The sequence below is a fragment of the Mycobacterium sp. DBP42 genome (genome assembly GCF_005924235.1).
GTDB lineage: Bacteria > Actinomycetota > Actinomycetes > Mycobacteriales > Mycobacteriaceae > Mycobacterium > Mycobacterium syngnathidarum.
Window position 1 is genome coordinate 320523 of record NZ_VCMY01000003.1, and the last position, 26915, is coordinate 347437.

The 26915-nt window shown below is 66.9% G+C and carries 28 protein-coding genes; 19 read left to right on the forward strand and 9 right to left on the reverse strand.

The window, feature by feature from the left end; translation table 11 throughout:
- Window positions 1-13 precede the first annotated feature (13 nt).
- Window positions 14-871, forward strand: a complete 858-nt coding sequence (locus E0T84_RS05765; RefSeq protein WP_138744005.1) for a formate/nitrite transporter family protein — start codon at window positions 14-16, stop codon at window positions 869-871.
- 9 nt (window positions 872-880) lie between these two features.
- Here E0T84_RS05765 and E0T84_RS05770 read toward each other — a convergent pair whose 3' ends face one another.
- Together E0T84_RS05770 and E0T84_RS05775 are read right to left on the reverse strand one after the other, a co-directional pair.
- Complete coding sequence (locus E0T84_RS05770; RefSeq protein WP_070187133.1) at window positions 881-1639, reverse strand: DeoR/GlpR family DNA-binding transcription regulator; 759 nt, start codon at window positions 1637-1639, stop codon at window positions 881-883.
- Window positions 1640-1674: 35 nt separating this feature from the next.
- Window positions 1675-3630: a PTS mannitol transporter subunit IICBA gene (locus tag E0T84_RS05775; RefSeq protein WP_070187115.1), complete on the reverse strand. Its 1956-nt coding sequence runs from the start codon at window positions 3628-3630 to the stop codon at window positions 1675-1677.
- Between the two features lie 193 nt (window positions 3631-3823).
- On the opposite strand from E0T84_RS05775, the gene E0T84_RS05780 reads away from it, so the two are divergent.
- A complete protein-coding gene (locus E0T84_RS05780) occupies window positions 3824-4903 on the forward strand; it encodes a zinc-dependent dehydrogenase (protein WP_138744006.1) in 1080 nt (359 codons plus the stop codon).
- A 2-nt stretch (window positions 4904-4905) separates the two neighbouring features.
- On the opposite strand, the gene E0T84_RS05785 is transcribed toward E0T84_RS05780, so the two are convergent.
- Entirely contained in the window at window positions 4906-5577 is a 672-nt protein-coding gene (locus E0T84_RS05785) for an MSMEG_1061 family FMN-dependent PPOX-type flavoprotein (protein WP_249383581.1), read from the reverse strand.
- A 7-nt stretch (window positions 5578-5584) separates the two neighbouring features.
- Window positions 5585-6544 carry a PDR/VanB family oxidoreductase gene (locus E0T84_RS05790; protein WP_138744007.1) on the reverse strand — a complete coding sequence of 320 codons (960 nt, stop codon included), beginning with the start codon at window positions 6542-6544 and terminating at the stop codon, window positions 5585-5587.
- A gap of 65 nt (window positions 6545-6609) precedes the next feature.
- Between E0T84_RS05790 and E0T84_RS05795 the strand changes: the two genes are divergently transcribed.
- The 11 genes from E0T84_RS05795 to E0T84_RS05845 all read left to right on the forward strand — a co-directional run bounded on the left by E0T84_RS05795 (window position 6610) and on the right by E0T84_RS05845 (window position 16013).
- Entirely contained in the window at window positions 6610-7269 is a 660-nt protein-coding gene (locus E0T84_RS05795) for a TetR/AcrR family transcriptional regulator C-terminal domain-containing protein (protein ID WP_138744008.1), read from the forward strand.
- A 50-nt stretch (window positions 7270-7319) separates the two neighbouring features.
- Window positions 7320-8732, forward strand: coding sequence for an NAD(P)H-hydrate dehydratase (locus E0T84_RS05800; RefSeq protein ID WP_138744009.1), 1413 nt, complete (start codon window positions 7320-7322; stop codon window positions 8730-8732).
- A gap of 14 nt (window positions 8733-8746) precedes the next feature.
- Window positions 8747-10141: a glutamate decarboxylase gene (locus E0T84_RS05805; protein ID WP_070187121.1), complete on the forward strand. Its 1395-nt coding sequence runs from the start codon at window positions 8747-8749 to the stop codon at window positions 10139-10141.
- Window positions 10142-10342: 201 nt separating this feature from the next.
- Entirely contained in the window at window positions 10343-10591 is a 249-nt protein-coding gene (locus E0T84_RS05810) for a hypothetical protein (RefSeq protein WP_131823131.1), read from the forward strand.
- A gap of 173 nt (window positions 10592-10764) precedes the next feature.
- Window positions 10765-11934 (forward strand): alanine racemase, encoded by a 1170-nt coding sequence (gene alr, locus E0T84_RS05815; protein WP_070187122.1) that lies wholly within the window; start codon window positions 10765-10767, stop codon window positions 11932-11934.
- The gene (locus E0T84_RS05820; RefSeq protein WP_070187123.1) at window positions 11931-13019 is read left to right on the forward strand and encodes an alpha/beta fold hydrolase; all 1089 of its coding nucleotides are present in this window, start codon (window positions 11931-11933) and stop codon (window positions 13017-13019) included. Before alr ends, E0T84_RS05820 begins: the two co-directional genes overlap by 4 nt.
- Window positions 13012-13479, forward strand: a complete 468-nt coding sequence (tsaE, locus tag E0T84_RS05825) for a tRNA (adenosine(37)-N6)-threonylcarbamoyltransferase complex ATPase subunit type 1 TsaE (protein ID WP_070187124.1) — start codon at window positions 13012-13014, stop codon at window positions 13477-13479. The genes E0T84_RS05820 and tsaE overlap by 8 nt, the downstream gene beginning before the upstream one ends.
- The gene (gene tsaB, locus E0T84_RS05830; RefSeq protein WP_070187134.1) at window positions 13476-14114 is read left to right on the forward strand and encodes a tRNA (adenosine(37)-N6)-threonylcarbamoyltransferase complex dimerization subunit type 1 TsaB; all 639 of its coding nucleotides are present in this window, start codon (window positions 13476-13478) and stop codon (window positions 14112-14114) included. Before tsaE ends, tsaB begins: the two co-directional genes overlap by 4 nt.
- Window positions 14111-14572: a ribosomal protein S18-alanine N-acetyltransferase gene (rimI, locus tag E0T84_RS05835; RefSeq protein ID WP_070187125.1), complete on the forward strand. Its 462-nt coding sequence runs from the start codon at window positions 14111-14113 to the stop codon at window positions 14570-14572. The genes tsaB and rimI overlap by 4 nt, the downstream gene beginning before the upstream one ends.
- Entirely contained in the window at window positions 14569-15591 is a 1023-nt protein-coding gene (tsaD, locus tag E0T84_RS05840) for a tRNA (adenosine(37)-N6)-threonylcarbamoyltransferase complex transferase subunit TsaD (RefSeq protein WP_070187126.1), read from the forward strand. Before rimI ends, tsaD begins: the two co-directional genes overlap by 4 nt.
- Window positions 15588-16013 (forward strand): nuclear transport factor 2 family protein, encoded by a 426-nt coding sequence (locus tag E0T84_RS05845; RefSeq protein ID WP_138744010.1) that lies wholly within the window; start codon window positions 15588-15590, stop codon window positions 16011-16013. Before tsaD ends, E0T84_RS05845 begins: the two co-directional genes overlap by 4 nt.
- A 36-nt stretch (window positions 16014-16049) precedes the next feature.
- Here the strand turns inward: E0T84_RS05845 and E0T84_RS05850 are convergent, their stop codons facing one another.
- Window positions 16050-17339 (reverse strand): HNH endonuclease signature motif containing protein, encoded by a 1290-nt coding sequence (locus E0T84_RS05850; protein ID WP_070184705.1) that lies wholly within the window; start codon window positions 17337-17339, stop codon window positions 16050-16052.
- A 256-nt stretch (window positions 17340-17595) separates the two neighbouring features.
- Here E0T84_RS05850 and groES point away from each other — a divergent pair, with 256 nt between their 5' ends.
- The 4 genes from groES (at window position 17596) to E0T84_RS05870 (ending at window position 21686) form a co-directional block, all read left to right on the forward strand.
- A complete protein-coding gene (groES, locus tag E0T84_RS05855) occupies window positions 17596-17898 on the forward strand; it encodes a co-chaperone GroES (protein ID WP_036390082.1) in 303 nt (100 codons plus the stop codon).
- Between the two features lie 86 nt (window positions 17899-17984).
- Entirely contained in the window at window positions 17985-19604 is a 1620-nt protein-coding gene (gene groL / locus E0T84_RS05860) for a chaperonin GroEL (RefSeq protein ID WP_070184706.1), read from the forward strand.
- 51 nt (window positions 19605-19655) lie between these two features.
- Window positions 19656-21152 (forward strand): adenylate/guanylate cyclase domain-containing protein, encoded by a 1497-nt coding sequence (locus tag E0T84_RS05865; protein ID WP_070184707.1) that lies wholly within the window; start codon window positions 19656-19658, stop codon window positions 21150-21152.
- A 54-nt stretch (window positions 21153-21206) separates the two neighbouring features.
- A complete protein-coding gene (locus E0T84_RS05870) occupies window positions 21207-21686 on the forward strand; it encodes an SRPBCC family protein (protein WP_070184708.1) in 480 nt (159 codons plus the stop codon).
- On the opposite strand, the gene E0T84_RS05875 is transcribed toward E0T84_RS05870, so the two are convergent.
- Window positions 21649-22194, reverse strand: a complete 546-nt coding sequence (locus E0T84_RS05875) for a hypothetical protein (protein ID WP_234998147.1) — start codon at window positions 22192-22194, stop codon at window positions 21649-21651. The two genes, E0T84_RS05870 and E0T84_RS05875, sit on opposite strands and share 38 nt — an antisense overlap.
- Before the next feature lie 304 nt (window positions 22195-22498).
- On the opposite strand from E0T84_RS05875, the gene E0T84_RS05880 reads away from it, so the two are divergent.
- Window positions 22499-23950, forward strand: coding sequence for an FAD-binding oxidoreductase (locus tag E0T84_RS05880; RefSeq protein WP_138744011.1), 1452 nt, complete (start codon window positions 22499-22501; stop codon window positions 23948-23950).
- A 44-nt stretch (window positions 23951-23994) separates the two neighbouring features.
- Complete coding sequence (locus tag E0T84_RS05885; RefSeq protein ID WP_070184721.1) at window positions 23995-25029, forward strand: zinc-binding dehydrogenase; 1035 nt, start codon at window positions 23995-23997, stop codon at window positions 25027-25029.
- Between the two features lie 18 nt (window positions 25030-25047).
- Here the strand turns inward: E0T84_RS05885 and E0T84_RS05890 are convergent, their stop codons facing one another.
- Genes E0T84_RS05890 through E0T84_RS05900 form a run of 3 tightly spaced genes read right to left on the reverse strand, consistent with a single transcriptional unit; the run spans window position 25048 to window position 26877 of the window.
- Window positions 25048-25455: a nitroreductase family deazaflavin-dependent oxidoreductase gene (locus E0T84_RS05890; RefSeq protein WP_138744012.1), complete on the reverse strand. Its 408-nt coding sequence runs from the start codon at window positions 25453-25455 to the stop codon at window positions 25048-25050.
- A 42-nt stretch (window positions 25456-25497) separates the two neighbouring features.
- Window positions 25498-25926 (reverse strand): OsmC family protein, encoded by a 429-nt coding sequence (locus E0T84_RS05895; protein ID WP_138744013.1) that lies wholly within the window; start codon window positions 25924-25926, stop codon window positions 25498-25500.
- Window positions 25927-25986: 60 nt separating this feature from the next.
- Window positions 25987-26877, reverse strand: coding sequence for a sigma-70 family RNA polymerase sigma factor (locus E0T84_RS05900; RefSeq protein WP_138744014.1), 891 nt, complete (start codon window positions 26875-26877; stop codon window positions 25987-25989).
- Window positions 26878-26915 lie beyond the last annotated feature (38 nt).

Here is a 26915-nt window from a genome sequence, read left to right on the forward strand (position 1 = left end):
AGGAAGCCCGTCCATGTCCTACGTCAAACCTCAGGAACTTGCCACCCGGATCATCGATGCCGGCGAATCCAAGGTCTTCATGTCGACCCGCGACACGCTCATCCGCGCCTATATGGCCGGGGCGATTCTCGCCCTCGCCGCGGCGTTCGCGGTGACGATCTCCGTGCGTACCGGCGAGCCCTTGCTGGGGGCTGTCCTGTTCCCGGTCGGTTTCTGCATCCTGCATCTGCTCGGATTCGATCTGTTGACGGCGGTGTTCACACTCGTGCCGTTGGCGTGGCTCGACAAACGTCCCGGGGTGAATATCGCTGCGCTGCTCCGCAACTGGGGCCTGGTGTTCATCGGCAACTTTGCCGGCGCCCTCACTGTCGCGCTGTTCATGGCGACTTACTTCACCTATGGCTTCAGCGTCGAGCCGGATGCCGTCGGGCAGGCCATCGGTCAGATCGGTGTGGGACGCACCGTGGGACACGCCGATCATGGCGCCGCCGGAATGTTGACGCTGTTCCTGCGCGGTGTGATGTGCAACTGGATGGTCTCGACCGGCGTGGTCGGAGCGATGATGTCGGACAGCCTGCCCGGCAAGGTGATCGCGATGTGGATGCCGATCACGGTGTTCTTCTATCTCGGCTTCGAGCACTCGATCGTCAACATGTTCCTGTTTCCGTCCGGGCTCATGCTCGGTGGTGACTTCACGATCAGTGACTACCTGATCTGGAACGAGATCCCCACGGTACTGGGCAATCTCGTCGGCGGCCTCGCGTTCGTCGGACTGGTGATCTACGCGACCCACGGCAAGCCCGCGCCGTCCCGCCGCAGGCCGACGGATCTGGTCACCGTGGATACGGTCGCAGCCCCGGCCAAGGGCTGACGCTGGCCGTCAGGCGCGGATCACCGACGGCCCCAGCGCTTCATAGCGCCGCGCTTCTTCCGCGGGCAACTCGGCGCCGGTGACGATCGACTCGAAATCGGAGACGTGCGCGAATCGGCAGAAACTCGTTTCCCCGAACTTGGAATGTGCGGCCACCAGTACACACCGCTGAGCGACCTTCACCGCCGTCTGCTTCACCGCTGCCACCGCGGGATCAGGTGTGGTGAGGCCATGTTCAACAGTGATCCCGTTGGTGCCGAGGAAGGCGATGTCGATGACCAGGCTGCTCAGTCGCTCCACCGCCCACTGGTCGACGGTGGCCAGGGTGCGTCCTCGCATTCGCCCACCGATCATCAGTACGGTGACGGTTTCGCTGTGCGCCAGCGCTTCGGCGGCCAGCAGCGAGGATGTCACCACGGTGAGTTCCTGCTCGGCGAGCTGTTCGGCGATCAGCCGTGGTGTGAAACCCTCGTCCAGGTAGACGGTTTCGGCGCCGTGCAACAGATGTGCCGCCGCGGCCGCGATGCGGTGCTTCTGAGCCAGGTCCACTTGGCTGCGGTATTCGACGGTGGATTCGAACGCGGCGGTCTCCAGTGGGATCGCGCCGCCGTGCACACGTTTGAGCAGTCGCCTGCCGGCCAGTGCCTTGAGGTCGCGGCGGATGGTCTCGGCCGCGACGTCGAGTTCCTCGGCCAGCGTCAGGACATCGACGCGGCCCCGGCTGCGCGCGAACTCGACGATGCGACTCTGGCGGGTATCTGAATCCACGCTTGCCATTCTGGGGCACCAGGCTGCGGCGTCGGCTATTTGCTGTCGGAAAGCACCGCGCGCACCTCGTCGGCGCTGGTCGCCGCCCGCAGCCGGGCCACCTCGTCCTTGTCGAGGAAGACGTGCGCGATCTTGGTCAGTAGCGCCATGTGGTCATTGCCCAACCCGGCGATGCCGACGACGAACTCAGCGGGCTTACCGTTCCAGTCGATCGGTTCGGGATAGCGCACGAAGGAGATCCCGGTGCGGCGGATCGCGGTCTTGGCCTCGTTGGTGCCGTGCGGGATGGCCAGACCGTTGCCCATGTAGGTCGACACCGACTTCTCGCGCTCGTGCATCGCATCCACGTAGGTCGGTTCGACGGCGTCCGCGGCGACCAACAGGGCACCGGCCTCGTCGATGGCGCCCTCCGCCGAGGTGGCGGTGCCTGCCAGCACGATCGAATCCAGCGGCAGCACGTCGTTTTCAGTGCTCCCGGGCTGTTCCTCGGCCACCTCGCCGGCCGCAGCCCCCGAGTTCGTGTTCCCCAGCATCTCCACGATCTCGTCGTAGCGGGGTGAACTCATGAAGTCCTCGACCGAGACATGAACGGCTGAGCCGGTTTTCAGGCGGGCCCGGTCGGTCAGGTCGCGGTGGGTGACCACCAGGTCATAGGTGTCGGTGAGGTTGGCGATCGATTGGTTGGTCACGGCGATGTCACCGAAGCCTGCGGAACGGATCTTCTTGCGCAGCACGGACGCACCCATTGCCGAGGAGCCCATGCCGGCGTCGCAGGCGAACACGATGCTGGACACCGGGCCCCGGGTCGCACCCACCAGGGCGGATGCGACGCTGGACTTCTTGCCTTTGAGGGCCTCCATCTCGGCGGTGGCCGCGGCCAGATCGGGTTCGTCAGCGGCCCGGTCGGTCTTGAGCAGCAACGAGGCGACGGCGAACGAGACGGCAGTGGCCCCGAGCACCGACAGCGTCACGCCGAGGAAGCTGCCGCCCGCGGTCTGTGCGTAGATCGCGAGGATCGAGCCGGGCGCGGCCGGGGCGCGTAATCCGGAACCGAACAGCACGTTGACGAAGACGCCGGTCATGCCGCCGAGGATGGTCGCGGCGATCAGCTTGGGCTTCATCAGCACGTACGGGAAGTAGATCTCGTGGATGCCGCCGAAGAACTGGATGATCGCGGCGCCCGGTGCCGAGGCGCGGGCGGCGCCGCGGCCGAACACCATGAACGCCAACAGGATTCCCAGGCCGGGGCCGGGGTTGGCCTCGAGCAGGAACAGTACGGATTTACCGGTCTCCAGGGCCTGGGTGGTGCCCAGCGGTGTCAGTACCCCGTGGTTGATGGCGTTGTTGAGGAACAGCACCTTCGCCGGCTCGATGAGCAAGGAGGTCAGGGGCAGCAGGTCGTTGTTGACGAGGAAGTCGACTGCGTTGCCGGCGGCGCGGGTGAACGATGACACGATCGGTCCGATGCCGAAGAACCCCAGGATGGCCAGCAGCATGCCCAGGATGCCGGCCGAGAAGTTGTCGACGAGCATCTCGAAACCGGGCCGGATCTTGCCTTCCCAGAGGGCGTCGGCCTTCTTCATCGCCCAGCCACCCAGTGGCCCCATGATCATCGCGCCCATGAACATCGGGACGTCGGCGCCGGCGACCACACCCATGGTGGCAATTGCGCCGACGACGGCGCCGCGGTTGCCGTGGATGATCCGGCCGCCGGTGTATCCGATCAGGACGGGCAGCAGGTAAGTGATCATCGGGCCGACGATGCCCGCGCCGTCGTAGCTGCCCCAGCCGCCGATCCTGGCCACCCAGCCGTCGGGATCCCTGAGTCCGGAGAAGATGGCCTGCAACCAGCCCTGCTCGATGAAGAGTGCCGTGATCAGGCCCCAGGAGATGAAGGCGCCGATATTCGGCATCACCATGTTCGACAGTGAGGTGCCCAGCTTCTGCACGTGCACCCGAACCCCGGTGCGTGGCGCTTCGACAGTGGACATCTGACGACCTCCGATCTTGCCGGCTGCTGGGTGACGCCGGTCACATGAGTACCCAGTAGACCCCATAACCGGGCATCAGCGCAAGAATTCGGGCGTAAATGGGCGTACGAAACTGTGGTTTTATGACCGGATTGGCGTTAGGGTGCTGATACCAACCGCTTACCGCCAGTCCCTGTGAGCCGAGAGGACCGCCATGAAAGCCCTGCGTTACTACGCCCCGGAAGACGTCCGGCTGGAGGATGTGGCCGAGCCCCAGTGCGGCCCCGGCGAGGTGAAGATCCGGGTGCGTAACTGCTCCACCTGCGGCACCGACGTCAAGATCCTGCACAACGGGCACCAGAACCTGACCCCACCGCGCACCATCGGCCACGAGATCGCCGGTGACATCATCGAGGTGGGTGCCGACGTGAATTCCACCTACGGCACCGATTGGGTCGAGGGTGACCGGGTTCAGGTGATCGCCGCGGTGCCCTGCGGAGAATGTCACGAGTGCCGCAAGGGCTGGATGGCCGTGTGCCAGAACCAGACATCGATGGGCTACCAGTACGACGGCGGTTTCGCCGAGTACATGATCGTTCCGCGCCAGGTACTCAAAGTCGATGGGCTGAACCGCATTCCGGACAACGTCGGCTACGACGAGGCGTCGGCGGCCGAACCGTTCGCGTGTGCCATCAACGCGCAGGATCTGCTCGGGATCGAAGAGGGCGACACCGTCGTGGTGTTCGGTGCCGGCCCCATCGGCTGCATGCACATCCGCATCGCGCGCGGTGTACACAACTGCGGCCCGGTCTATCTCGTCGACGTGAACGAAAGCCGGCTCGAGATGTCGGCCGACGCCGTGCATCCCGATGAGGTGATCAACGCCGGGGAGGTCGACGTCGTCGAGAAGGTGATGGAACTGACCGGCGGCCGCGGCGCGGACGTCGTCATCACCGCCACTGCGGCCAACATCACCCAGGAACAGGCCATCGCCATGGCGGCCCGCAACGGGCGCATCTCTTTCTTCGGCGGGCTACCCAAGACCAACCCGACCATCACGTGTGATTCGAATGTGGTGCACTACCGGCAGCTGCACATCCATGGCGCCAACGGCTCCGCGCCGGAGCACAACAAGCGCGCATTGCAGTACATCTCGACCGGCCAGGTGCCCGTGAAGGACCTCATCACGCGCCACATACCGCTGGACGACGTGCTCGACGCGTTCTCGATCGTGCAGAACGGTGAGGCCATCAAGGTGACGGTCGAGCCTGCCGCTGCGACAGTGTCAGCCTGAGCTCAGTACAGCTCGTTTTCGTAGTGGTCGTCGATGACCGCATGCAGGGAGTCGGCCAGGTCACCGAGTTTCTCGGCCATCTTCGCCGCACTTTCGGTGATCGACAGGGTGTAGAAGTCGCCGCCCAAGGTCACCGCCTCGGCGAGTCCGCGGCTGTCTCCTTCCCAGAGTCTGGCGCGGATCACCGCCTTGCCGCACTGTCCGAACACTTCGCGAATGCGTACGACGGTGGCCAGTACTGCGGGTTTTCCGTCGGCGCTGAGCATCTCGAGTAGTTCGGGATCATCGGTGACGAAGGCATCGCCGTTCACCCGGATCACCTCTCGGATGCCGGGCACGAAGAACACCAGCCCGACCGCCGGATGTGCGGTGATGTTCTCGTGGGTGTCGGCCAGCTTGTTTCCCGGCCGGTCGGGGATGGCCAACGTCCACGGATCGAGAATTCGCACCGAGCCCGGTGGGTCGCCACGGGGGCTGGTGTCCAGCTGGCCGTCTGCGCCCACCGTGGCCATGCAGAAGAACGGGCTGTGCGCGATGAACCGGGCCGAGAACTCGCCGAGTTTCGGCTCTTTCTTCTCCGCGATGAACCGCTCCGGAAAGCCGACGATCTCCCGGACGCGCTCCATCGAGATGGGTGAATACGCATCTGCCGCCGTGGTGTGAGTCGTTTGCATGGTTGCCTTACACATCGAGGACGAGTCGTGGGGTCTGGGCACGCGAAACACAAATGAACATGCGGTCATTGGTGGCGCGCTCGGATTCGGAGAGGATGTCGTCCCGGTGGTCGGGCACCCCCTCGACGACGGCCGTTTCACATGCCCCGCAGATTCCGGATCGGCACGACGACGCCACCTTGACCCCGGCGTCGTCGAGCGCGGCCAGAATGCTCTGGCCGGCTTCGACGTTGACCGTTTTGCCCGAGGCTGCGCACACCACCTCGACTGCCTTGTCTTCGGTTGACGGCCCGCGGGAGCGCGGCTTGAAGCGCTCGAGGTGCAGGCTGTCGGCCGGCCAGTGGGCGACCGCGTCCTGCAGTGCGGTGAGCAATGCTTGCGGTCCGCAGGCGTAGATCTTCATGCCCGGGCGAACTTTGGCGAAGTGCGCACCGAGGGGAATGCGGCCGTCGGCGTCGGACGGGTAAAAGCGCACGCGGGGGCCGTATCCCCGAAGTTCGTCCAGGAACGGCATCGATGTGGCGGTGCGCCCGCCATAGAGGAGTTGCCAGTCCAGGCCCCGGACTTCGGCCTGCCGGACCATCGGAAGGATCGGGGTGATCCCGATGCCGCCCGCCACGAACAGATAGGACGTGGCGTCGTGTAGTTCGAAGGTGTTTCGTGGCCCGGCGAGCGTGAGACGCTGCCCCGGGCGCAGAAATGCGTGTACATACTCGGAGCCGCCGCGGCTGGTCCGTTCCCGCCGCACTCCGATGCGGTAGTACGAACGCTCGCCGACCGGACCGCACAGCGAGTACTGACGTTTGATGCCGGTCGGCAGCACCAGATCGATGTGGGACCCCGCCGTCCAGGACGGAAGTAACCCGCCGCCGCTTGGCTGCAGTTCCACGGACACCACGCCCTGGGCTTCCCAGCGGAGTTGCCGCACCGTCACGTCGATCCCGTCTGCGGGAAGTTCAGTTCTCACGTCACGTCCTTCCTGGGATTAACAATGTTAATACCAGGTCAGAGCGTACTGATAACGTTGTTAACGTGTCAACCGCTGCGCCAGGTCCGGACCGAGTCGGGTTGGCGAACCTGCGGGCAGAGCGCGTGGTCGCCGAAGCCCTGGCGGTGGTCAACGAGGGCGGACTGGAAACGCTGACGATGAGGCGGCTCGCCGACCGGTTGCAGGCTCACCTTCCGACCATCTACCGGTTGGTCGACGGCAAGGACGCGCTCATCGACGAAATGGCCGAGACGATTCTGGCCAACGCCCTCGAAAACTCCGCACCCGACGACTCCGACTGGTCATTGCGGGTCAAAAGCCTTGCCGCGGGCTTACGTTCGGCCCTGCTGGCGCAGCGCGACGGCGCTCGCATCGTCGGCGGAAACTACGCCGCCAAACGGGCCAACCTCACCTACGTCGACACCCTCGTCGGCTGTATGCAGGACAGCGGTCTGGAGCGCGAGAACGCCCTGTGGGCAGCCAGTTCACTGTTCTGCTTCGTCTTGGGGGAAGTCCTCGAACAACAGGGCGCCGGGGGCGGTGAGTTGGAGACACTCGAAGGTGTGCTCGGGGCAGGGGACTATCCCCACCTGGCCTCCAGCCCCGTCGGGCAGTTGCTCGACTTCGATGCCAGGTTCGACTTCGGGCTGAATCTGCTGCTTGTGGGCATCACTTTCGGTGACGCCCCGAGCAAACCCACGTAACCTGTTGGCGCACGGCAAAGTCGACGGCACATCGAGCGGAGCGGGAGCAGATGCGGTACTACTACTCGGCCGATGCGATCCGTGAGGCCGAGGCGCCGCTGTTGGCATCCCTGCCCGACGGTGTGCTGATGGGCCGCGCCGCCTATGGTCTGGCGACGGCGATCGCCACCGAGTTGAAGCTGCGTACCGGCGGTGTTGCCGGACGGCGGATCTGTGCGGTGGTGGGTTCTGGCGACAACGGCGGCGACGCCCTGTGGGCGGCGACGTTCCTGCGTCGCCGCGGAGCAGCCGCCGATGCGGTCCTGCTGAACCCGGAGAAAACTCACGCCAAGGGGCTGGCCGCGTTCCGGCGTGCCGGCGGCCGCGTGGTGCCCGGTATCTCTGCGGCAACCGATTTGGTGATCGACGGCGTCGTCGGCATCTCCGGACGCGGTCCGCTGCGGCCTGACGCCGCCGCGGTGTTCGAGGCCAACACGGCGCCCGTGGTTGCCGTCGACATTCCCAGCGGACTCGATGTGCAGACCGGCGCCGTCGACGGCCCTCATGTGCGCGCCGTCCTGACGGTCACGTTCGGCGGCCTCAAACCCGTACACGCGCTGGGGGAGTGCGGTCGTGTCGAACTCGTCGACATCGGCCTGGACCTGGCAGCCACAGAGCTGGCCGGGCTCGAGGCGGCCGATGTCCGGGAGCTGTGGCCGATCCCCGGCCCGCGCGACGACAAGTACACCCAAGGGGTAACGGGTGTGGTGTCCGGATCGGCCACCTATCCCGGGGCGGCGGTGTTGAGCACCGGCGCCGCGGTTGCCGCGACCTCCGGCATGGTCCGCTACGCGGGCACTGCTGGACCGCAAGTGCTTTCGCAGTGGCCCGAGGTGATCGCCGCGCCCAGCCCACAGGAGGCGGGTCGCGTTCAGGCCTGGGTGGCCGGACCCGGGCTGGGTACCGATGACACCGCGAAGGCCGTGTTGCGTTTCACGCTCGAATCCGACCTGCCCGTCATCGTCGACGCCGACGGCCTCACGCTGTTGGCCGCGGATCCCGGCTTGATCGCCGGCCGCAGCGCGCCGACTGTCCTCACCCCTCACGCCGGCGAATACCAGCGGCTGGCCGGCGACGCACCCGGTGCCGACCGCGTCGCTGCCACCCGCAACCTGGCCGATCGGCTCGGTGCCACGGTACTGCTCAAGGGCAACGTCACCGTCGTCGCCACACCTGGGCACACCACATACCTCAACCCAGCCGGCCAATCATGGGCTGCCACAGCAGGATCCGGCGACGTGCTGTCCGGGATCATCGGCGCCCTGCTGGCTGCCGGCCTGCCCGCCGGAGAAGCCGCGGCTGCGGCCGCATTCGTTCACGCCCGTGCCGCCAACCTGTCGGCGGCCGATCCCGGTCCCAACCCGGCGCCCACGTCGGCGTCCCGCATCCTCGCCCATGTCCGCGCCGCGATCGCCGCACTGTAACGAAAAGGATTGTCATGTCGCACAAGCACCGTCACACCCCGCACGTTTCGCCGGCCTACACCGGCAGGCTGGCGATGTCCCCCGTCCCGTCACTGCGCCTACCCGACAAGTCGATGGAACCCGCTGCGGCGTACCGATTCATCCACGACGAGCTGATGCTCGACGGCAGCTCGCGGCTGAACCTGGCGACGTTCGTCACCACCTGGATGGACCCTGAAGCCGAGAAGCTCATGGCCGAGACGTTCGACAAGAACATGATCGACAAGGACGAGTACCCGGCCACCGCCGCGATCGAAAGTCGTTGCGTCAGCATGGTTGCCGATCTTTTCCACGCCGAAGGGCTGAGCGATGAGGACGCGTCGGCGGCATGCGGTGTATCCACGATCGGCTCGAGCGAGGCGGTGATGCTGGGCGGCCTGGCCATGAAGTGGCGGTGGCGCGAGCGGGTTGCGCGCGGCAAGAAGGGCGACTGGAAGGGGCGCACGCCCAACCTGGTGATGGGGTCCAACGTCCAGGTGGTGTGGGAGAAGTTCTGCCGGTACTTCGACGTCGAACCGCGCTACCTGCCAATGGAAGACGGCCGCTACGTGATCACCCCGGAGCAGGTGCTCGATGCGGTCGATGAGGACACGATCGGCGTGGTGGCGATCCTGGGCACCACCTACACCGGCGAGCTGGAACCGATCGCGGAGATCTGTACGGCACTCGACGGCCTCGCACAGGAAAAGGGTCTGGACATCCCGGTGCACGTCGACGCGGCCAGCGGCGGATTCGTCGTCCCCTTCCTGCACCCCGACCTGGAGTGGGATTTCCGGTTGCCGCGCGTGGTGTCGATCAACGTCAGCGGGCACAAGTACGGGCTGACCTACCCGGGGATCGGCTTCGTGGTGTGGCGCAGCAAGGAGTATCTACCCGAGGACCTGGTGTTCCGGGTCAATTATCTCGGCGGGGACATGCCCACATTCACCCTGAACTTCTCGCGGCCCGGTAACCAGGTGGTCGGTCAATACTACAACTTCCTGCGCCTGGGCCGCGCCGGATACACCCAGGTGATGCAGTGCCTGGCGCAGACGGCGCGATGGCTGGGCGACGAGCTGCGCGACAGCGAGCACTTCGAGCTGATCACCGACGGCTCGGCCATCCCGGTGGTCAGCTTCCGGCTCAAGGGCAACCCGGGCTACACCGAGTTCGACGTGTCGGAGGGGCTGCGCTCCTTCGGCTGGCAGGTGCCGGCCTACACGATGCCCGAGGACGCCGCCGATGTCGTGGTGTTGCGGGTCGTGGTGCGCGAGGGCTTCTCGGCCGACCTGGCCCGCGCACTCAAAGACGACATGATCACGGTCCTCGGGCGGCTCGACGCGCTCAAGCCGCGGGGAGCGTTCAACGACCTGCAGCCATTTGCGCATTAGACCCGCCTGATCGGCGCCTCGCGACTTGCGCGCAGAAAGGCGATGTTCCCCAGCCGGATCGGAACAGCCGGCGATGCCGTGGGGAATGTTTGCCTCTGCCTTTCCCGGCTACTCCGTACAGGAGGGGGTTCGCGCTGATGACCTTCGGTCTTCGCATGACGGCCGATGGGTCGGAGCACAAAGTGAAGGAGTGTGAGGCACATGAATAGGAGGTCCAAGCAGGTTTCGATGCTGGCCGGTACGGCTGCGGCCGGAATCATGCTGGCGTGGGTTGGCGCACCAAGCGCTGTTGCTACGCCGGGTCAGGACTGTTCGAATGGCGGCGGGACGGTGGTATGTCAGACGCCGGGCAATGCCGAGGTATATCCGGATCAGCCGACGGCGCCCGACGCGGGTGTCGGCAGCAACGGCCCCTATGGACCGTGGGGCAATGTGCCACCTCTCGGGTAGAGGTTCGACGGGCCCGCGGTAGCTATGGCTCTGTACGAAGGAGCAGTGACCGAACTCACCTTCGCGGGTTGCCCGTCGTATTGCGGGAAATACCGGGCCGCGCCTGACGTCCGCGCCGGACACATCAAGGCACCACCACCTACCTCTGGGACAATGGTCGGCGGTGATATGACATGCAGACGACCGAACTCGTGACACCGCTGAGCCCGGACGCATCGCCGCACGCGATGGTGGACCTCGGCGCGATCGACCACAACGTGCGCCTGCTGCGCGAACATGCCGGCAACGCCCAGGTGATGGCCGTGGTCAAGGCCGACGGCTACGGGCACGGTGCGGTCGAGGTGAGCCGGGCCGCCCTGGCCGCCGGGGCCGCCGAACTCGGGGTGGTGACGATCGCCGAGGGGCTGGCAGTGCGCGCCGGGGGGATCACCGCGCCCGTGCTGTGCTGGCTGCATCCGCCGGGTACGGACTTCGCCCCGGCACTTGAGGCCGATCTGCAGATCGCGGTGTCATCGGTACGCCAAGTCGGCGATGTGGTGGCGGCGGTGCATCGGACCGGGCGCACCGCGACCGTCACGGTCAAGGCCGACACCGGGCTGAGCCGCAACGGTGTCAGCCCGGCTGATTTCCCGGCGTTGATCGACGCCCTCGGCCGGGCCCAGGCTGATGGCGCGATCCGGCCGCGCGGCATCATGAGTCACCTCGTGCACGGTGACGAGCCCGAAAATCCGTTCAACGACCTGCAGGGCAAGCGCCTCACCGCGATGCGAGAGCAGGCCGCAGCCCAGGGCGTGGTATTCGAACTGGCACACCTGTCCAATTCGCCTGCGGCGATGACCCGTCCGGACCTGGCCTTCGACATGGTGCGGCCCGGGATCGCGATCTACGGACAGACCCCCATCCCCGAGCGTGGCGACATGGGACTGATTCCCGCCATGACTTTGAAATGCCCTGTGGCGCTGGTGCGTTCGGTACATGCCGGGGACGGGGTGTCCTATGGCCACCGATGGATCGCCGACCGGGACACCACGCTGGCACTCTTGCCGGTGGGCTACGCCGACGGCATCTTCCGTTCGTTGAGCGGCAAGATCGAGGTGCTGATCAACGGTCGGCGTTGCCCGGCGGTCGGGCGGATCTGCATGGACCAGTTCGTCGTCGACCTCGGTCCGGACCGCACCGATGTCACCGAAGGCGATGACGCGATCCTGTTCGGTCCCGGCACTCAGGGCGAAGAGACCGCCCAGGATTGGGCGGAACTGCTGGGCACCATCAACTATGAGGTGGTGACCAGCCCGCGCGGCCGGATCACCCGGACCTATCTGCAGGCAGGTCGCGGGCGTTGAGTCGCAATGCTCAGTGGTTGGCCGGTGCCGCCGGGCTGACCGCCGTGGGCACGGTGGCGGGCCGGTCGGTGGCGCGGTCACTGACGCGCCGCGCAGCCGGCGATGATCCTTATCTGGGTGAGGATTTCGAACGCCTCGATGCAGACCGCAGCTCAGTGGTGACCACCGAGGACGGGGTGCCTCTGGCAGTGCGTGAGGTCGGTCCCAACGACGCACCGCTGACGGTGGTGTTTGCGCACGGTTTCTGTCTGCGTATGGGCGCCTTCTACTTTCAGCGCACCCGACTGGCCGAGCAATGGGGCCCACAGGTGCGGATGGTGTTCTACGACCAGCGTGGCCACGGTCAGTCCGGAGCGGCGTCGCCGGATACCTACACCGTCGAGCAACTCGGTCGTGATCTGGAAGCTGTTCTGGCCGTTACGGTTCCGCGCGGACCTGCGGTGCTCGTCGGCCACTCCATGGGCGGCATGACGGTGCTGTCGCATGCGCGGCAGTTCCCGCACCGCTATCCCAAGCAGGTTGTGGGTGCCGCCGTGATCTCCTCGGCGGTCGAAGGCGTGGCCCGCTCACCCCTGGGGGAGATCCTGCGTAACCCGGCGCTGGAGGCGGTGCGGTTCGTGGCCCGCTATGCGCCTGGCGCGGTGCATCGCACCCGCGGTGCGGCCCGGTCGGTGATCGGGCCGGTACTGCGCGCGGCGTCCTACGGCGATGAGGCGGTCAGCCCGAGCGTGGTCGAGTTCTCCCAGCGGATGATGCACGGCACCTCGATCACCACGCTCGTCGAGTTCCTGCACGCCCTGGAAGTCCACGACGAAGCCGCAGCGTTGCGGGTGCTGGCGAAAGTACCGACGCTGATTGCCTGCGGTGACCGGGATCTGCTCACACCAATGGAATACTCAAAGGCCATGGCCGCACAGCTACCCCGCTCCGAACTGGTCATCGTCGGGGGCGCGGGTCATCTGGTCCAGCTTGAGGAGCCCGTGGTGATCGATGACGCACTGGTCCGCCTGGTGGAGCGGGCCACCCCGTCCAAGTTGGTCACCTTGAGCCGTCGGGTCCGCGATCGGGTCCGGTTCCGTGGCTGAGCGCGGCGCCGGCACGGCCCAGCCGACCACCGCCGAGGACACCATCGCGCTGGGCGCCACGCTGGGTGCCGGGCTCACGGCCGGTGACGTGGTGGTGCTGTCGGGCCCGTTGGGTGCGGGCAAGACCGTGATGGCCAAGGGCATCGCCCAGGCCATGGACGTCGACGGTCCGGTGGTCTCGCCGACGTTCGTGCTGGCCCGGGTGCATCGCCCCCGACAGGCCGGACGGCCGGCGATGGTGCACGTGGACATGTACCGGCTGCTCGATCACCCCGGTGTCGACCTGCTGGGCGAGCTCGACGCGCTCGATCTCGACACCGACCTGGACGACGCCGTGGTCGTGGTGGAGTGGGGTGAGGGTCTGGCGGAGCGCCTCTCCGACCACCACCTGGACATCCGCATCGAGCGGGACACCGAAACCGAGACACGCACGGTGATCTGGCAGTGGAGCACCCCATGAACGTGTTGACCATCGACACCGCGACCCCGGCGGTCAGCGCCGGTGTGGTCCGTCGCGCCGAGGACGGTTCGGTGCACGCCCTCGCCGAACGCGTCACCGTCGATGCCCGGGCACACGCCGAACAGCTCACGCCGAACGTGCTCGGCGCGCTGTCCGATGCCGGGATCACGATGGCCGATCTCGATGCGGTGGTCGTCGGGTGCGGACCGGGGCCCTTCACCGGACTGCGGGTGGGGATGGCCAGTGCTGCGGCGTTCGGGCATGCGCTGGGCGTTCCGGTGCACGGGGTGTGCAGCCTGGACGGCATCGGGATCCACACCGATGGCGACGTATTGGTGGTCACCGATGCACGTCGCCGCGAGGTGTACTGGGCGCATTACCGCGACGGAGTCCGGGTGGACGGTCCGTCGGTCAACGCTCCCGCCGACGTGGCGACCGTGCTGGCCAGCTCGGTCGCAGCCGTCGCCGGTTCACCCGAGCATGCCGCGCTGTTCGCTCTGCCCAGGCTCGACGTGGTGTCTCCATCGCCCGCGGGGCTGGTGCGCGCCGTCGCCGATTGGGCTGACCCGCAACCGCTGGTCCCGCTGTACCTGCGCCGGCCCGACGCCAAACCCTCTGCAGCGGCACCGAAATGACCGTGTTCGATGCGCTGACCCGGGCCGATGCCGCGCGGTGCGCGGAGTTGGAAGCCAAGCTGTTCGCCGGTGACGATCCCTGGCCGGCCCGGGCGTTTCTGGCCGAACTCGACGCCAAGCACAATCGGTACATCGCGGCCCGCAGCGACGGGGTGCTGGTCGGCTACGCCGGGATCTCGCGGCTGGGCCGAATGCGTCCGTACGAGTACGAGATCCACACCATCGGTGTCGATCCCGACTTCCAGGGGCAGGGGATAGGACGTCGGCTGCTCGGCGACCTGCTCGACTATGCCTCGGGCGGAACGGTTTTCCTGGAGGTCCGCACCGACAACGAGCCGGCCATCGGCCTGTACGAGAGCTTCGGATTCGTCAACATCGGCCTGCGCAAGCGGTACTACCGCGCGAGTGGGGCTGACGCCTACACCATGCAACGCCTTCCCCAAGGGAACTCGACATGATCATCCTTGCCATCGAAAGTTCTTGTGACGAAACCGGAGTCGGCATCGCCGAGCTTGCCGAGGACGGGACCGTCACGCTATTGGCCGACGAGGTCGCCTCCAGCGTGGACGAGCACGCCCGCTATGGCGGCGTCGTCCCCGAGATCGCCTCGCGCGCACACCTGGAAGCGTTGGGGCCGACCATGCGCCGGGCCCTGGACGCGGCCGGTATCGAGCGGCCCGACGTCGTCGCCGCGACCATCGGGCCCGGACTGGCCGGGGCGCTGCTGGTCGGTGTGGCCGCCGCCAAGGCGTACGCAGCCGGCTGGGACGTACCGTTCTACGGGGTCAACCACCTGGGCGGGCATCTGGCCGCCGACGTCTACGACCACGGGCCGCTGCCCGAGAGCGTGGGGCTGCTGGTCTCCGGCGGGCACACCCACCTACTGCATGTCCGGTCGCTGGGCGAGCCCATCGTCGAGTTGGGCAGCACCGTCGACGACGCCGCCGGGGAGGCCTACGACAAGGTGGCCCGGCTGCTCGGCTTGGGCTATCCGGGCGGACGAGTGCTCGATGAACTGGCCCGCACTGGGGACCCCAGCGCCATCGTCTTCCCGCGGGGTATGACCGGACCGCGCGACGATCCGTACGTGTTCAGCTTCTCCGGGCTCAAGACCGCGGTGGCCCGCTATGTGGAAGCCCATCCGGAGGCGTCGCAGGCCGACGTGGCGGCCGGCTTCCAGGAGGCCGTCGCCGACGTGCTGACCGCCAAGGCCGTACGGGCGGCCACCGATCTGGGGGTGTCCACCCTGCTGATCGCCGGCGGGGTGGCGGCCAACTCCCGGCTGCGCGAACTCGCCGAGCAGCGCTGCGCGGCGGCGGGGCTGACCCTGCGGGTGCCACGGCCGCGGTTGTGCACCGACAACGGGGCGATGATCGCCTCCTTCGCCGCGCACCTGATCGCGGCCGGCGCCGCGCCGTCGCCGCTGGATGCGGCCAGCGATCCCGGGCTGCCGGTGGTCAAGGGGCAGGTGGCGTGAGCGCTGTGGACAAGCTGGAGGTCACCGAGCTGCTGTACCGCTACGCCGAGTTGATCGACGCCGGTGACTTCGACGGGGTCGGGGAGCTGCTGGGCCGGGGCTCGTTCATGGGGGTGTCGGGGCCGTCGGCGATTGCCAAGCTGTTCGTGTCGACGACCCGTCGGTTCCCCGAACACGGCAACACCCCGCGCACCCGCCATCTGGTGCTCAATCCGATCGTCGACGTCGATGGTGACCATGCCACGGCCCGCTCGACGTTCTGTGTGGTGCAGAAGACCGACAGCGTGCCGCTGCAGCCGATCGTCGTCGGGCGCTATGCCGACGTGTTCGCCCGTGACGACCACGGGTGGTACTTCACCGAGCGCACCGTCGATGTGGAGATGGTGGGAGATGTGTCCGAACATCTGAGCATCCCGATATAACACCGGTGTCCAGGTCGACCGGTCACCTGCTGGGCGCTATGCGGCGCGAAGTTTTACGACGTGGATGTCGCTGGTGAACACCCGCGCGCCGATGGGTAGCGGTGGGGCGGTACTTCGATAGGTGCGCCCGGTCGGGGTCGTGAGTTCTGTGGTGTGGCGGCCGTGCCGGTCGTAGGCGGTCGCGGTGCGCCATCCCGCGTATTCCTTGGTGTAATTGCAGCGTTCACACAGCCCTTGTCCGTTGACGGCGCTGGTCGGGCCGCCCTCTGCATGCCGGGTGATGTGGTCGATGTGGCGAACCGGCGCGTCGCAGTACGGGGTGCGGCAGCGCTGGTCACGCAAGGCGATCAACCAGCGCAGCCCCTTGGGGAACGCCCGGGCGGTGGACTCCAGCGCGACCAGGTTGCCGGTGGCCGGATCGGCGTAGAGCTTGCGCACCGCGGATTCGACCTGGGGATCCAGCAGCGCCGCCAAGGCCATCTGCCGGGCCACCGCCGCCGGAATGGGGCCGTATCCCTGCAGCACCGCCGGGTCGGGACCGTGGGCCAACAAGCTCTCGTCCGAGACCACCAGATTGAGCGCGACGGGGACCGCCGCCCCGACCTCACGCCCAGTGACGCGTCGATAGAAGGCATCAGCCATCAACGGGCCCCGACCCTTGCATCCATCTCCGGCGGAGATCGAGGCGGCCGCGGCCGCGGCGGCCTCCGCCTGCAACGCCTGATAAGCGGTGACGCCTTCGGCCGCGGTCAGCAGCGCCGTGAGGTACATCATGCCGTGCGGGGCCGGCCGTGCGGTGACGGTGCGATCGCACTGATGGCGGCTGATGCGCGCCATCACCGCGTCCTGGTCGAGCCGAAACGCCACCCGCCCGGCCTCAGCCTCCACCTTCCTGTCTCCCAGGCCATCCAGCACATCAGGGTCGGCACACAGTGCGGCGTCCATCGCGTGTCGATCTGCCGGCGTCAGGCAGGCGGCCTGGTCCGCGATGATCATCGCCCGGACCTCGGTGAGTACCCCAGACTCCAGCGCGGCAAGGGTGAAAGGCATGTGGTCGACCAGGATCCGGGAGCACTTCAGATACCTGGCTCCGTGCCATGGCGAGGCCTTGCGGGCCAGGCCGACCTCGGAGGCCAGACCTCTGCCGCGCTGGTCGGCAGGGACGCCCTCGGCGGCCTTGCGGGCATGACGCTTGGCTTCCAGCATTGCCGTCACTCGTGCCTGCCCGGCCGCGATGCCCGCGGCGGCACGGTTCATCGCGGCGAGCTGATCGACCAACGCCTCCTCGGTGGCGTCGAGATCGATCGCGAAGCTCGGTTCGAACACATGTTCGAGTGTAGTGGGAATGGGCTTGCGGTGCAACCGTGGACCGTCTTCGTCGCGAAGGAGTGGGCGGCAGGCACAACCCACCCTTGAGTGCTAGCACTCGCATGTATAGAGTGCTAGGTGGCACGCGGCCAACCCCCCAGCGCCGGCACCCGCGACGACGGAGCGAAGGGCACGGACGCCTGCCGAACACCTGGTTAACCCGAGGGCCCCGGAGAACACCGGGACTCGATACCCAAACAAGTGGAGGGCTTCCATCGTGGCAGTCAACATCAAGCCACTCGAGGACAAGATCCTCGTTCAGGCCAACGCGGCCGAGACCACGACCGCTTCCGGCCTGGTCATCCCCGACACCGCCAAGGAAAAGCCGCAGGAAGGCACCGTCGTCGCAGTTGGCCCCGGCCGCTGGGATGAGGACGGCGAGAAGCGGATCCCCCTGGACGTTGCCGAGGGTGACACCGTCATCTACAGCAAGTACGGCGGCACCGAGATCAAGTACAACGGCGAGGAGTACCTGATCCTGTCCGCTCGCGACGTGCTGGCTGTCGTCGCCAAGTAAGTACTCGTGCATCCGCCCCGGAGATCCCCGTGTTCAGCACGGGTGGTTTCCGGGGCGGTATGCGTCAGGAGTCATGAAAGAGACTTATGAGCAAGCAGATTGAGTTCAACGAGACTGCGCGCCGCGCCATGGAGGCCGGCGTCGACAAGCTCGCCGATGCGGTCAAGGTAACGCTGGGTCCGCGCGGTCGGAACGTGGTGCTGGCCAAGGCCTTCGGCGGACCGCAGGTCACCAACGACGGCGTCACGATCGCCCGTGAGATCGACCTGGAAGACCCGTTCGAGAACCTCGGTGCCCAGCTGGTGAAGTCGGTCGCCACCAAGACGAACGACGTCGCAGGCGACGGCACCACCACCGCCACGGTGTTGGCGCAGGCGCTGGTCAAGGCCGGCCTGCGCAACGTGGCCGCCGGTGCCAACCCGATCGCGCTGGGTCAGGGCATCGGCAAGGCCGCCGACGCGGTGTCCGAGGCCCTACTGGCCGCCGCCACCCCGGTGTCGGACAAGACGGCCATCGCCCAGGTCGCCACGGTGTCCTCACGCGACGAGCAGATCGGTGAGCTCGTCGGCGAGGCCATGACCAAGGTCGGTCACGACGGTGTGGTCACCATCGAGGAGTCCTCGACGCTGAGCACCGAACTGGAGGTCACCGAGGGTGTGGGCTTCGACAAGGGCTTCATCTCGGCCTACTTCGTCAACGACTTCGACTCCCAGGAAGCGGTCCTCGAGGATGCCGTGGTGCTGCTGCACCGCGACAAGATCAGCTCATTGCCCGACCTGTTGCCGTTGCTGGAAAAGGTCGCCGAGAGCGGCAAGCCGCTGCTGATCATCGCCGAGGACGTCGAGGGCGAGGCCCTGTCCACGCTCGTCGTCAACGCCATCCGCAAGACGCTCAAGGCCGTCGCCGTCAAGGCGCCGTTCTTCGGCGATCGTCGCAAGGCGTTCCTCGACGATCTCGCCATCGTCACCGGCGGCCAGGTCGTCAACCCCGACGTGGGCCTGGTGCTGCGTGAGGCCGGCCTGGAGGTGCTGGGTACCGCGCGTCGCGTGGTGGTCAACAAGGACAGCACCGTGATCGTCGACGGCGGCGGCGCGGCCGACGCGGTCGCCGACCGGGTCAAGCAGCTCAAGGCCGAGATCGAGACCACCGACTCCGACTGGGATCGCGAGAAGCTGCAGGAACGGCTGGCCAAGCTGTCCGGCGGCGTCGCGGTGATCAAGGTCGGCGCGGCCACCGAGACCGACCTGAAGAAGCGCAAGGAAGCCGTCGAGGACGCCGTCGCGGCGGCCAAGGCTGCGGTCGAGGAGGGCATCGTCACCGGTGGTGGCGCCGCACTCGTGCAGGCTCGCTCAGCCCTCGACAAGCTGCGCAGCGAGGTCAACGGTGACGAGGCGCTCGGTGTCGAGGTGTTCTCCTCCGCGCTGTCGGCCCCGCTGTACTGGATCGCCACCAACGCCGGGCTGGACGGCTCGGTCGTGGTGAACAAGGTCAGCGAGCAGTCCAACGGCCAGGGCTTCAACGCCGCCACCCTGTCCTACGGTGACCTGGTCGCCGAGGGCATCGTGGATCCGGCCAAGGTGACCCGCTCCGCGGTGCTCAACGCCGCATCCGTGGCGCGCATGATCCTGACGACCGAGACGGCCGTCGTGGACAAGCCTGTCGAGGAAGACGAGCACGCCGGTCATCATCACGGCCACGCTCACTAGAAGTAGTCCGAAACACCCCCGGTCGTCAGGCCGGGGGTGTTTTGTTTCGGCATGGACCGGATCTTTCAGTGGGTCTGGGACCGGTACGGGCCCAGGTACTCCTGGGTGGTCTGCGCACTCGTATTCGTCGCCGGGCTGTCGGTTCATCTCGCCTATCCGTTGATCATCGTCGCCTTCGAGGGATCCGATCGTTACGCGGAGGCGGCCGTCATCACCTGTATCGCCATGCTGGTGCGGGTCTACCTGCTGGTCCTTCCCGGCTCGAAGCCGTTACGGCTGATCGAGAAATGGGCAGGATCACCCGAGGTCGATCCAATGGAGGCGTTGCGCGCCACATACGTTTATGCACGGAATACGACTGGCCGGGTGCTCGCAACTGACTTGGTCTGGACACCATGCGTTGCGGTTGTTGTCGCCGCGGTGGCTGACGCCGACGGGTGGCGAATGGTCCAGTACGGGATCATCGGTGCCGCGTACGGAGCGGCCACCGGGGTGTTCGGGGTGCACAGCTTCACCGAGGGATCGCTACGGCCGGCGCGGACCGCGATCGCCGGTGACACGGGAATCGGTGACGGCTTGCCGCGGTCTCACCCGACCTTTGCCGCGTGGTCTCACATCACCATGGTCGCGATGGCGTTCGGCTTCTCCATCGGGGCCGCGATCACGGCATCCGTGATCGACCGTGCCCGGGAAGACCCGATCGTCTCGTTGGCGATCGGATGCGCGTTGACGCTCATCGCAGGGCCAGTCGCGGTCATGACGATGGCACCGTTCTTGCGACCGATCCGCGACCTGGCCGAGGGCACCGAACGCGTTGCTGCCGGCGACTACGGTCAGCGCCTGCCGGTAGTCCAGGACGACGACCTGGGTGCACTGTCGGCCTCCTTCAACCGCATGCAGGCGGGTTTGGCTGAGCGGCAACGACTTCAGGCGGCATTCGGGACGTACGTCGACCCGTCCTTGGCGGCACGGCTGCTTGAGCAAGGTGACGATGTGTTCACCGGTGAGCGGCGCGAGGTGACGGTGATGTTCATCGACATTCGTGACTTCACCCCGTACGCCGAAGCGAACACGGCTGAGGACACCGTCGCCCGGTTGAATTCTCTGTTCCAAATCGTGGTGCCCGCCGTGGTCGATGCCGGCGGACATGTCAACAAATTCCTCGGCGACGGTGCCTTGGCGGTCTTCGGCGCCCCCAACGAGCTCGTGAACCATGCCAATGCCGCAGTGAACGCCGCGCTGCTGATGCAGCGGGTGGTTGCCGAACGATTTGAGGGTGCGCTTCGGATCGGTATCGGCATCAACACCGGTGTGGTGATCGCCGGCACCATCGGTGGCGGCGGCAAGCTGGAATTCACCCTGATCGGTGATGCCGTCAATGTCGCCGCCCGGGTAGAGCAGCTCACCAAGACGACGGGCGACTCGATTCTGCTGACCCAGCCGACCGTCGACACCTTGGAGGCGCGCCCGCCCGGACTCACCGACCGGGGGCTTCACGAGCTGAAGGGCAAGTCGACCGCGGTGAGAGTTTTCGGGCTGGCCACATAGCCTCACCATGCCGAGCCGCGATGAGTTTGTGCGTCGACGTCGGTCGGTACCGGTATGACCGACGAAACCATGAGCGCCGCGTGCACCATCAACGCGCCGGCCCAAACCGTGTTCACCGTGCTGGCCGACCCGACCACCCATCAGGCGATCGACGGCACCGGCTGGGTGCGGGAGTCGCTCGACGGCAAGCAGCTGACCGCGGCCGGGCAGGTCTTCCGGATGGCGATGTACCACGACAACTACGGAGGCATGCACTACGAGATGGCCAACCGGGTAGAGGTTTTCGAGCCGCCACACGCGATTGCGTGGCTTCCTGGCCAAGGCGACGACGACGCCACCCTGGAGTTCGGCGGCTGGATCTGGCGCTACGACCTTGAGCCGCTCGGCGACGACCGGACGGAGGTCACGCTGACGTATGACTGGTCAGCCGTGCCGCCCACCCTTCGCGAACACATCCAATTTCCGCCGTTCGACCGCCGGCACTTGGACAACTCGCTCAAGCACCTGGCCGGGCTGGCACAGGATCGGGCGTAGCTGTCGGCTGGATGGAGACGATTCGGAACGCATCCGGCCGGGAGTCATCCGTCACGAATCGGACGACGAGGCTGTCGGGAGGAAATTTGGTGGCCAGGTCGTTGAGGGTTCTGGGCAGAAAAACCCGGGCCTTCGCATTGCCGTACCAGTTGGGGTTGGCCGGGGACGTGTCGAGGTCACCGACCCTGTCGATCTCGGTGTCCCATTGCTGAACCGGATCCGGCGGCTCAGCTCCGAAGCCGGTCGATTTCAGGTACGCGTCGGCTTGCCCCGTGAGGGTGACCGCGGCCCCGCCGCCCACCGGCGTCCCGGTGATCGTCCCGTCGATCACATCGGCCGTGACCGATGTCAGCCGCGCCGTACACACGTTGTCGACGAGGTTGGGCGGCACACAGAATCCGGGTAGCGGGGTCGCGTGCGCTGCGGAGACGTTCAGAATCCCCGGAATGGCCAATGCCGCTGCGGCAGCACCCACGGCGGTCATCGCCCGGCGACGATCGTTCGGCATCGGCCAACCCCCTTGAGACGCGCTGAACTGTATGTCGGCGCCGTCGTCGTGGGAGTTACAGATCCTCAGCCGCCGATCTTGGCCTGTTGGCGCAGTCGCGCGTCGCGCAGCGCGGCGTAGGCGGGGATCATGTTCGGGTTCGATGGTGCGCTCACAGCGCGGGGCCTCCAGATGTGCCGTCGGAACCGGGCGAATGCACCCAGCGTGGCGATCGTATCCGCGGATGCCGAATCGGTATCGGACCGAAACCTCAACACGTCGTGCGGCGCCGCGGCTTTCGACTCAAGTGATCCACAATTCGGACATGACGGAACCGCGGGAGTCGCCGCGCGGGATCTCGCGTCAAAGGTTCCTGCGTGGGGCCGTCGGTGCGTTTGCTGCTGGCGCGGTGTTCGGATCGAGCCGGGCAAGTGCCGACCCAGCCGGCTGGGGCGACCTCTCGTCCGCGATCCAGGGCCAGGTGGTCCTGCCGGACAACGCTGGGCAATTCGCCTCGGCCAAAAGCGTTTTCAACACCAATTTCAACGGACTGACCCCGGCGGCGGTCGTCACCCCGAATTCGGCGGCGGACGTGCAAAGGGCGATGGCCTTCGCTGCGGCCCACAACCTCAAGGTCGCTGCGCGCGGTGGCGGGCACTCCTATGTGGGCGCGTCGACAGCGAACGGCACGATGGTGCTGGATCTGCGCCAACTGCCAGGCGGCATCGACTACGACGCCGCCACCGGGTATGTCACGGTGACACCCGCGACCGGTTTGTACCCGATCCACCAGGCCCTCGCCGCAGCCGGGCGTGGCATTCCCACCGGCACCTGTCCGACGGTCGGCGCGGCCGGGCATGCCCTGGGCGGCGGGCTCGGCGCCCAATCGCGCCATGCGGGGCTGATGTGCGACCAAATGGTCTCGGCGACAGTGGTGCTGCCCGGCGGTGCGGCGGTCACGGCGTCGGCAAACGAGCATCCGGATCTGTATTGGGCGTTGCGAGGCGGTGGCGGCGGCAATTTCGGGGTGACCACCGCGCTGACCTTCGCCACCTTCCCGATCAGCGACGTCGATGTCGTCGGGCTGCATTTTCCGCTGCAGGCTTTCCCGCAGGTACTTGTGGGGTGGCAGAACTGGCTGCGTACCGCCGACCGCAGCAGCTGGGCATTGGCCGACACCGTCACCGACCCGCAGGGCGCGCACTGCCGCATACTCGCAACCTGCCCAGCCGGATCAGGGGGCAGCGTGGCGGCCACCATCGTCAAAGCGGTGGGTCTGCAGCCGGCCGGGACGGAGAACCGCACATTGAACTATCTGGACCTGGTGAAATTCCTGGCTGCCGACAACCTCAACCCGGCGCCGCTCGGCTATGTCGGCGGATCCGACGTCTTCCAGTCGATCACCCCGGCCGCCGCCCAGGGAATCGCCGCGGCGTTCAACGCCTTCCCGGCCGGGGCCGGCCGTCCGCTGGTGATCATGCATGCGCTCGACGGCGCACTGGCCACGGTGGGGCCGGGGGACACCGCCTTTCCGTGGCGACGCCAGTCCGCTCTGGTGCAGTGGTACGTGGAAACCGCCGGTTCGCCTGCGCCGGCAGCCAATTGGCTCAACACTGCGCACCGAGCCGTGGCACCGTATTCGGTCGGCGGCTACGTGAACTATCTCGAGGCGAACCAGCCGGCGTCACGGTATTTCGGGGCCAACCTTTCCCGGCTGGCCGCCACCCGGCAGAAGTATGACCCGGGCCGGATCATGTTCTCGGGCTTGAACTTCTGACAAGCGCTATCTTGGTCGTGGGCCAAAAGAATGAAGGAATGAGCATGCGAGCAACCGTGATGTTTGGCGCCGGCGACGTGCGTGTGGAAAACGTGCCCGATCCCATCGTGAAAGAGTCGACCGACGCCATCGTGCGGGTCACGCGCGCCTGCATATGTGGCAGCGACCTGTGGCCGTATCAGTCCATGCCCCACAAGGACGGTGGCCGACGGATGGGGCATGAGTTCATCGGCGTCGTAGAGGACGTCGGAGTAGACGTGTCCGGGCTCGCGCGCGGTGACCTGGTGGTCGCCCCCTTCGTCTGGGCGGACAACACGTGTGACTTCTGCGCGGAGGGGCTGCAGACGTCCTGCCGCCACGGTGGCGGGTGGGGCGCCCCCGGCGTCGATGCCGGCCAGGGCGAAGCCGTGCGCGTTCCTCAAGCGCAGGGGACGCTGGTGAAGCTTCCGGTGGCCGAGGACTCGGCACTGATGCCGTCCCTGCTGACCCTGTCGGATGTGTTCTGCACGGGCCATCACGGCGTGGTGACCGCCGGGGTGGGGCCGGGATCGTCGGTGACGGTCATCGGCGACGGTGCGGTGGGACTGTGTGCGGTGCTGGCCGCCAAGCGGTTGGGTGCCGAGCAGATCATCCTGAACGGCCGCCACACCGTCCGAACCGACCTGGGTCGCGAGTTCGGTGCCACCGACGTGGTACCCGAACGCGGCGACGAAGCCGTCGAGAAAATTCGCGAACTGACCGGTGGGGACGGCACCCACGCAGTGATCGAATGCGTGGGGACCGAACCGTCGGTCGCCACGGCGCTCGACGCGGTACGGGCCGGTGGCCGGGTGAGCCGGCTCGGAGTATCTCAATACACCCAAGTGCCAATGGATTTCGGCACCTTCTTCCGCAACGTCACGCTCACCGGCGGGGTGGCGCCGGCCCGTGCCTACATCGAGGAACTCATGCCCGACGTTCTCGACGGCACCATCGAACCCGGCCGGGTGTTCGACCGCACCATCGGCCTCGACGAGACCCCCGACGGCTATCGCGCGATGGCCGACCGTGAGGCCCTCAAGGTGTTGATCGAGCCATGAACCTGCTGTGGCCGGGCGTCAGCGGCGCTGCAACTCGATGACCGGGATGACCCGGTCGGTTTTCGTCTGATACTCCCCGAAGCCTGGTGCCTTCGCGACGATGCGTGGATACGCCGCGTCGCGCTCGTCCCGTGGCATCTCGCGAGCGCGTACGTCGTAGGCGTCGGTACCGATTTCGATGTGGGCATCGGGATGCGCGCGCAGATTGTGCAGCCATGCAGGGTCGACGTCGGCACCTGCGTACGAACCGACGATGGCGAGCTTGCCGTCGAGATCGAATGCCATCACCGGGTTGACGCGCTTCTTGCCGGACTTGGCCCCGGTGGTGTGCAGGAGCAGCAGCGTCGCACCCTCGAACGGTCCACCGACCTTGCCTCCGTTGGCGCGGAACTCGGCGATGATCTTGTCATTCCAGTTCTCGGTCATGACGTCCTTCCTACGCCGGGGCTTCACGCCGGTGCAGGCGGATCACGAAATCTCGGTCGTGGTGATGTGGACTTCCGAATTGAGGGTTTGATGGACGGGGCACCGCTCCGCGATGTACATCAGCCGTTCCCGTTGGGTGTCGTCGAGCTCGCCGATCAACTCGATCTCGCGGTCGATCTGGTCGATCGTCCCCTTCGTGGTCTCGCAGTCGGCACAGTCTTTCGCATGAATACGCGAGTGCCGCAACGTGACTCGTACCTGCTCAAGAGGCCAGCCCTTGCGGTCGGCGTACATCCGCACCGTCATCGACGTACACGCGCCCAGGCCGGCCAACACCAGGTCATAGGGATTCGGGCCGGCGTCGTCACCCACCGGAAGCGGCTCGTCGGCGATGAACTGGTGGCGTCCGGCGGTGATCTGCTGGGTGTAGGTTCCCGCGCCCGTCTCGGCCACGGTGACGTCGATGGTCATGGTCACGAGTTTCGGCGAGCAGACACAAAACTGCCCGCAAATGCCGATTTTGGGACTGTTCTATGTCTGCTCGGCAGGGAACTGGTCGGCCAACGTCACGGAGACCGCGGCCAAGCGGTCCGGATCGCCGATGATGTCGATGACGTGAATCCGCCCGTCACGGATGTCGAGCCGCAGTAGGGACTTCAGCCGGCCGGCCGGCGCGATGACGATGCCGGCGGCGCCGTCGAGAACCGCGACTTCGCCACCGCGGGCGACCGCGGCGAACATCTTCGACTCCTCGACGAACTCCTGCGCACCTCGCAGCTCGGTGGGGACCTGCCCGCCGACGAGCACGCGGTCGACGCGACGCACCACATCGGGGTCCAGAATTTCCAGCAGCGCCGCCAGATCGCCCTGCTGGGAAGCGGCCAGGAAAGTCCGGGCGATGTCGAGGTGTTCAGCGGTGGGGCGGGCCGCGGACGGCTCGGAACCGTTGACGCGGTCGCGGGCCCGGCTGGCCAGTTTCTTGGCGGCCGCCGGTGTGCGGTCGAGCAGCGTGGCAATGACGTCGAAGGGCACGGCGAAGGCGTCGTGCAGCACGAACGCGACGCGTTGGGCGGGCGAGAGCTGGTCGAGCACGACGAGCAGGGCACGGCCCACCGATTCGGCCATGACCACCTGCTCGTCGGCGGCGGGGGAGAGCGCCTCGGGGAGCAGTTCGTCGCCGCCGAGGACTTCGGCACGCCGCTTGTGCTCCCGCAGCCGGTCAAGGCATTCGTGTGCGGTGACCGTGGTGAACCAGGCGGTCGGGGTGTTCACACCGTCGATGCCGCGACGGCTGATCTTGAGCCACGCTGCCTGAACCGCGTCGTCGGCATCGTGCACCGAGCCGAGCAGTCGACACGCCACCGCGCGCAGACGGGGACGATCCTCTTCGAATCGGTCGGCCAGGACCTGCTGGTCGGTCATCTCGTCACCTTTCACGCGCGGCAAGCGTCAACACGGTG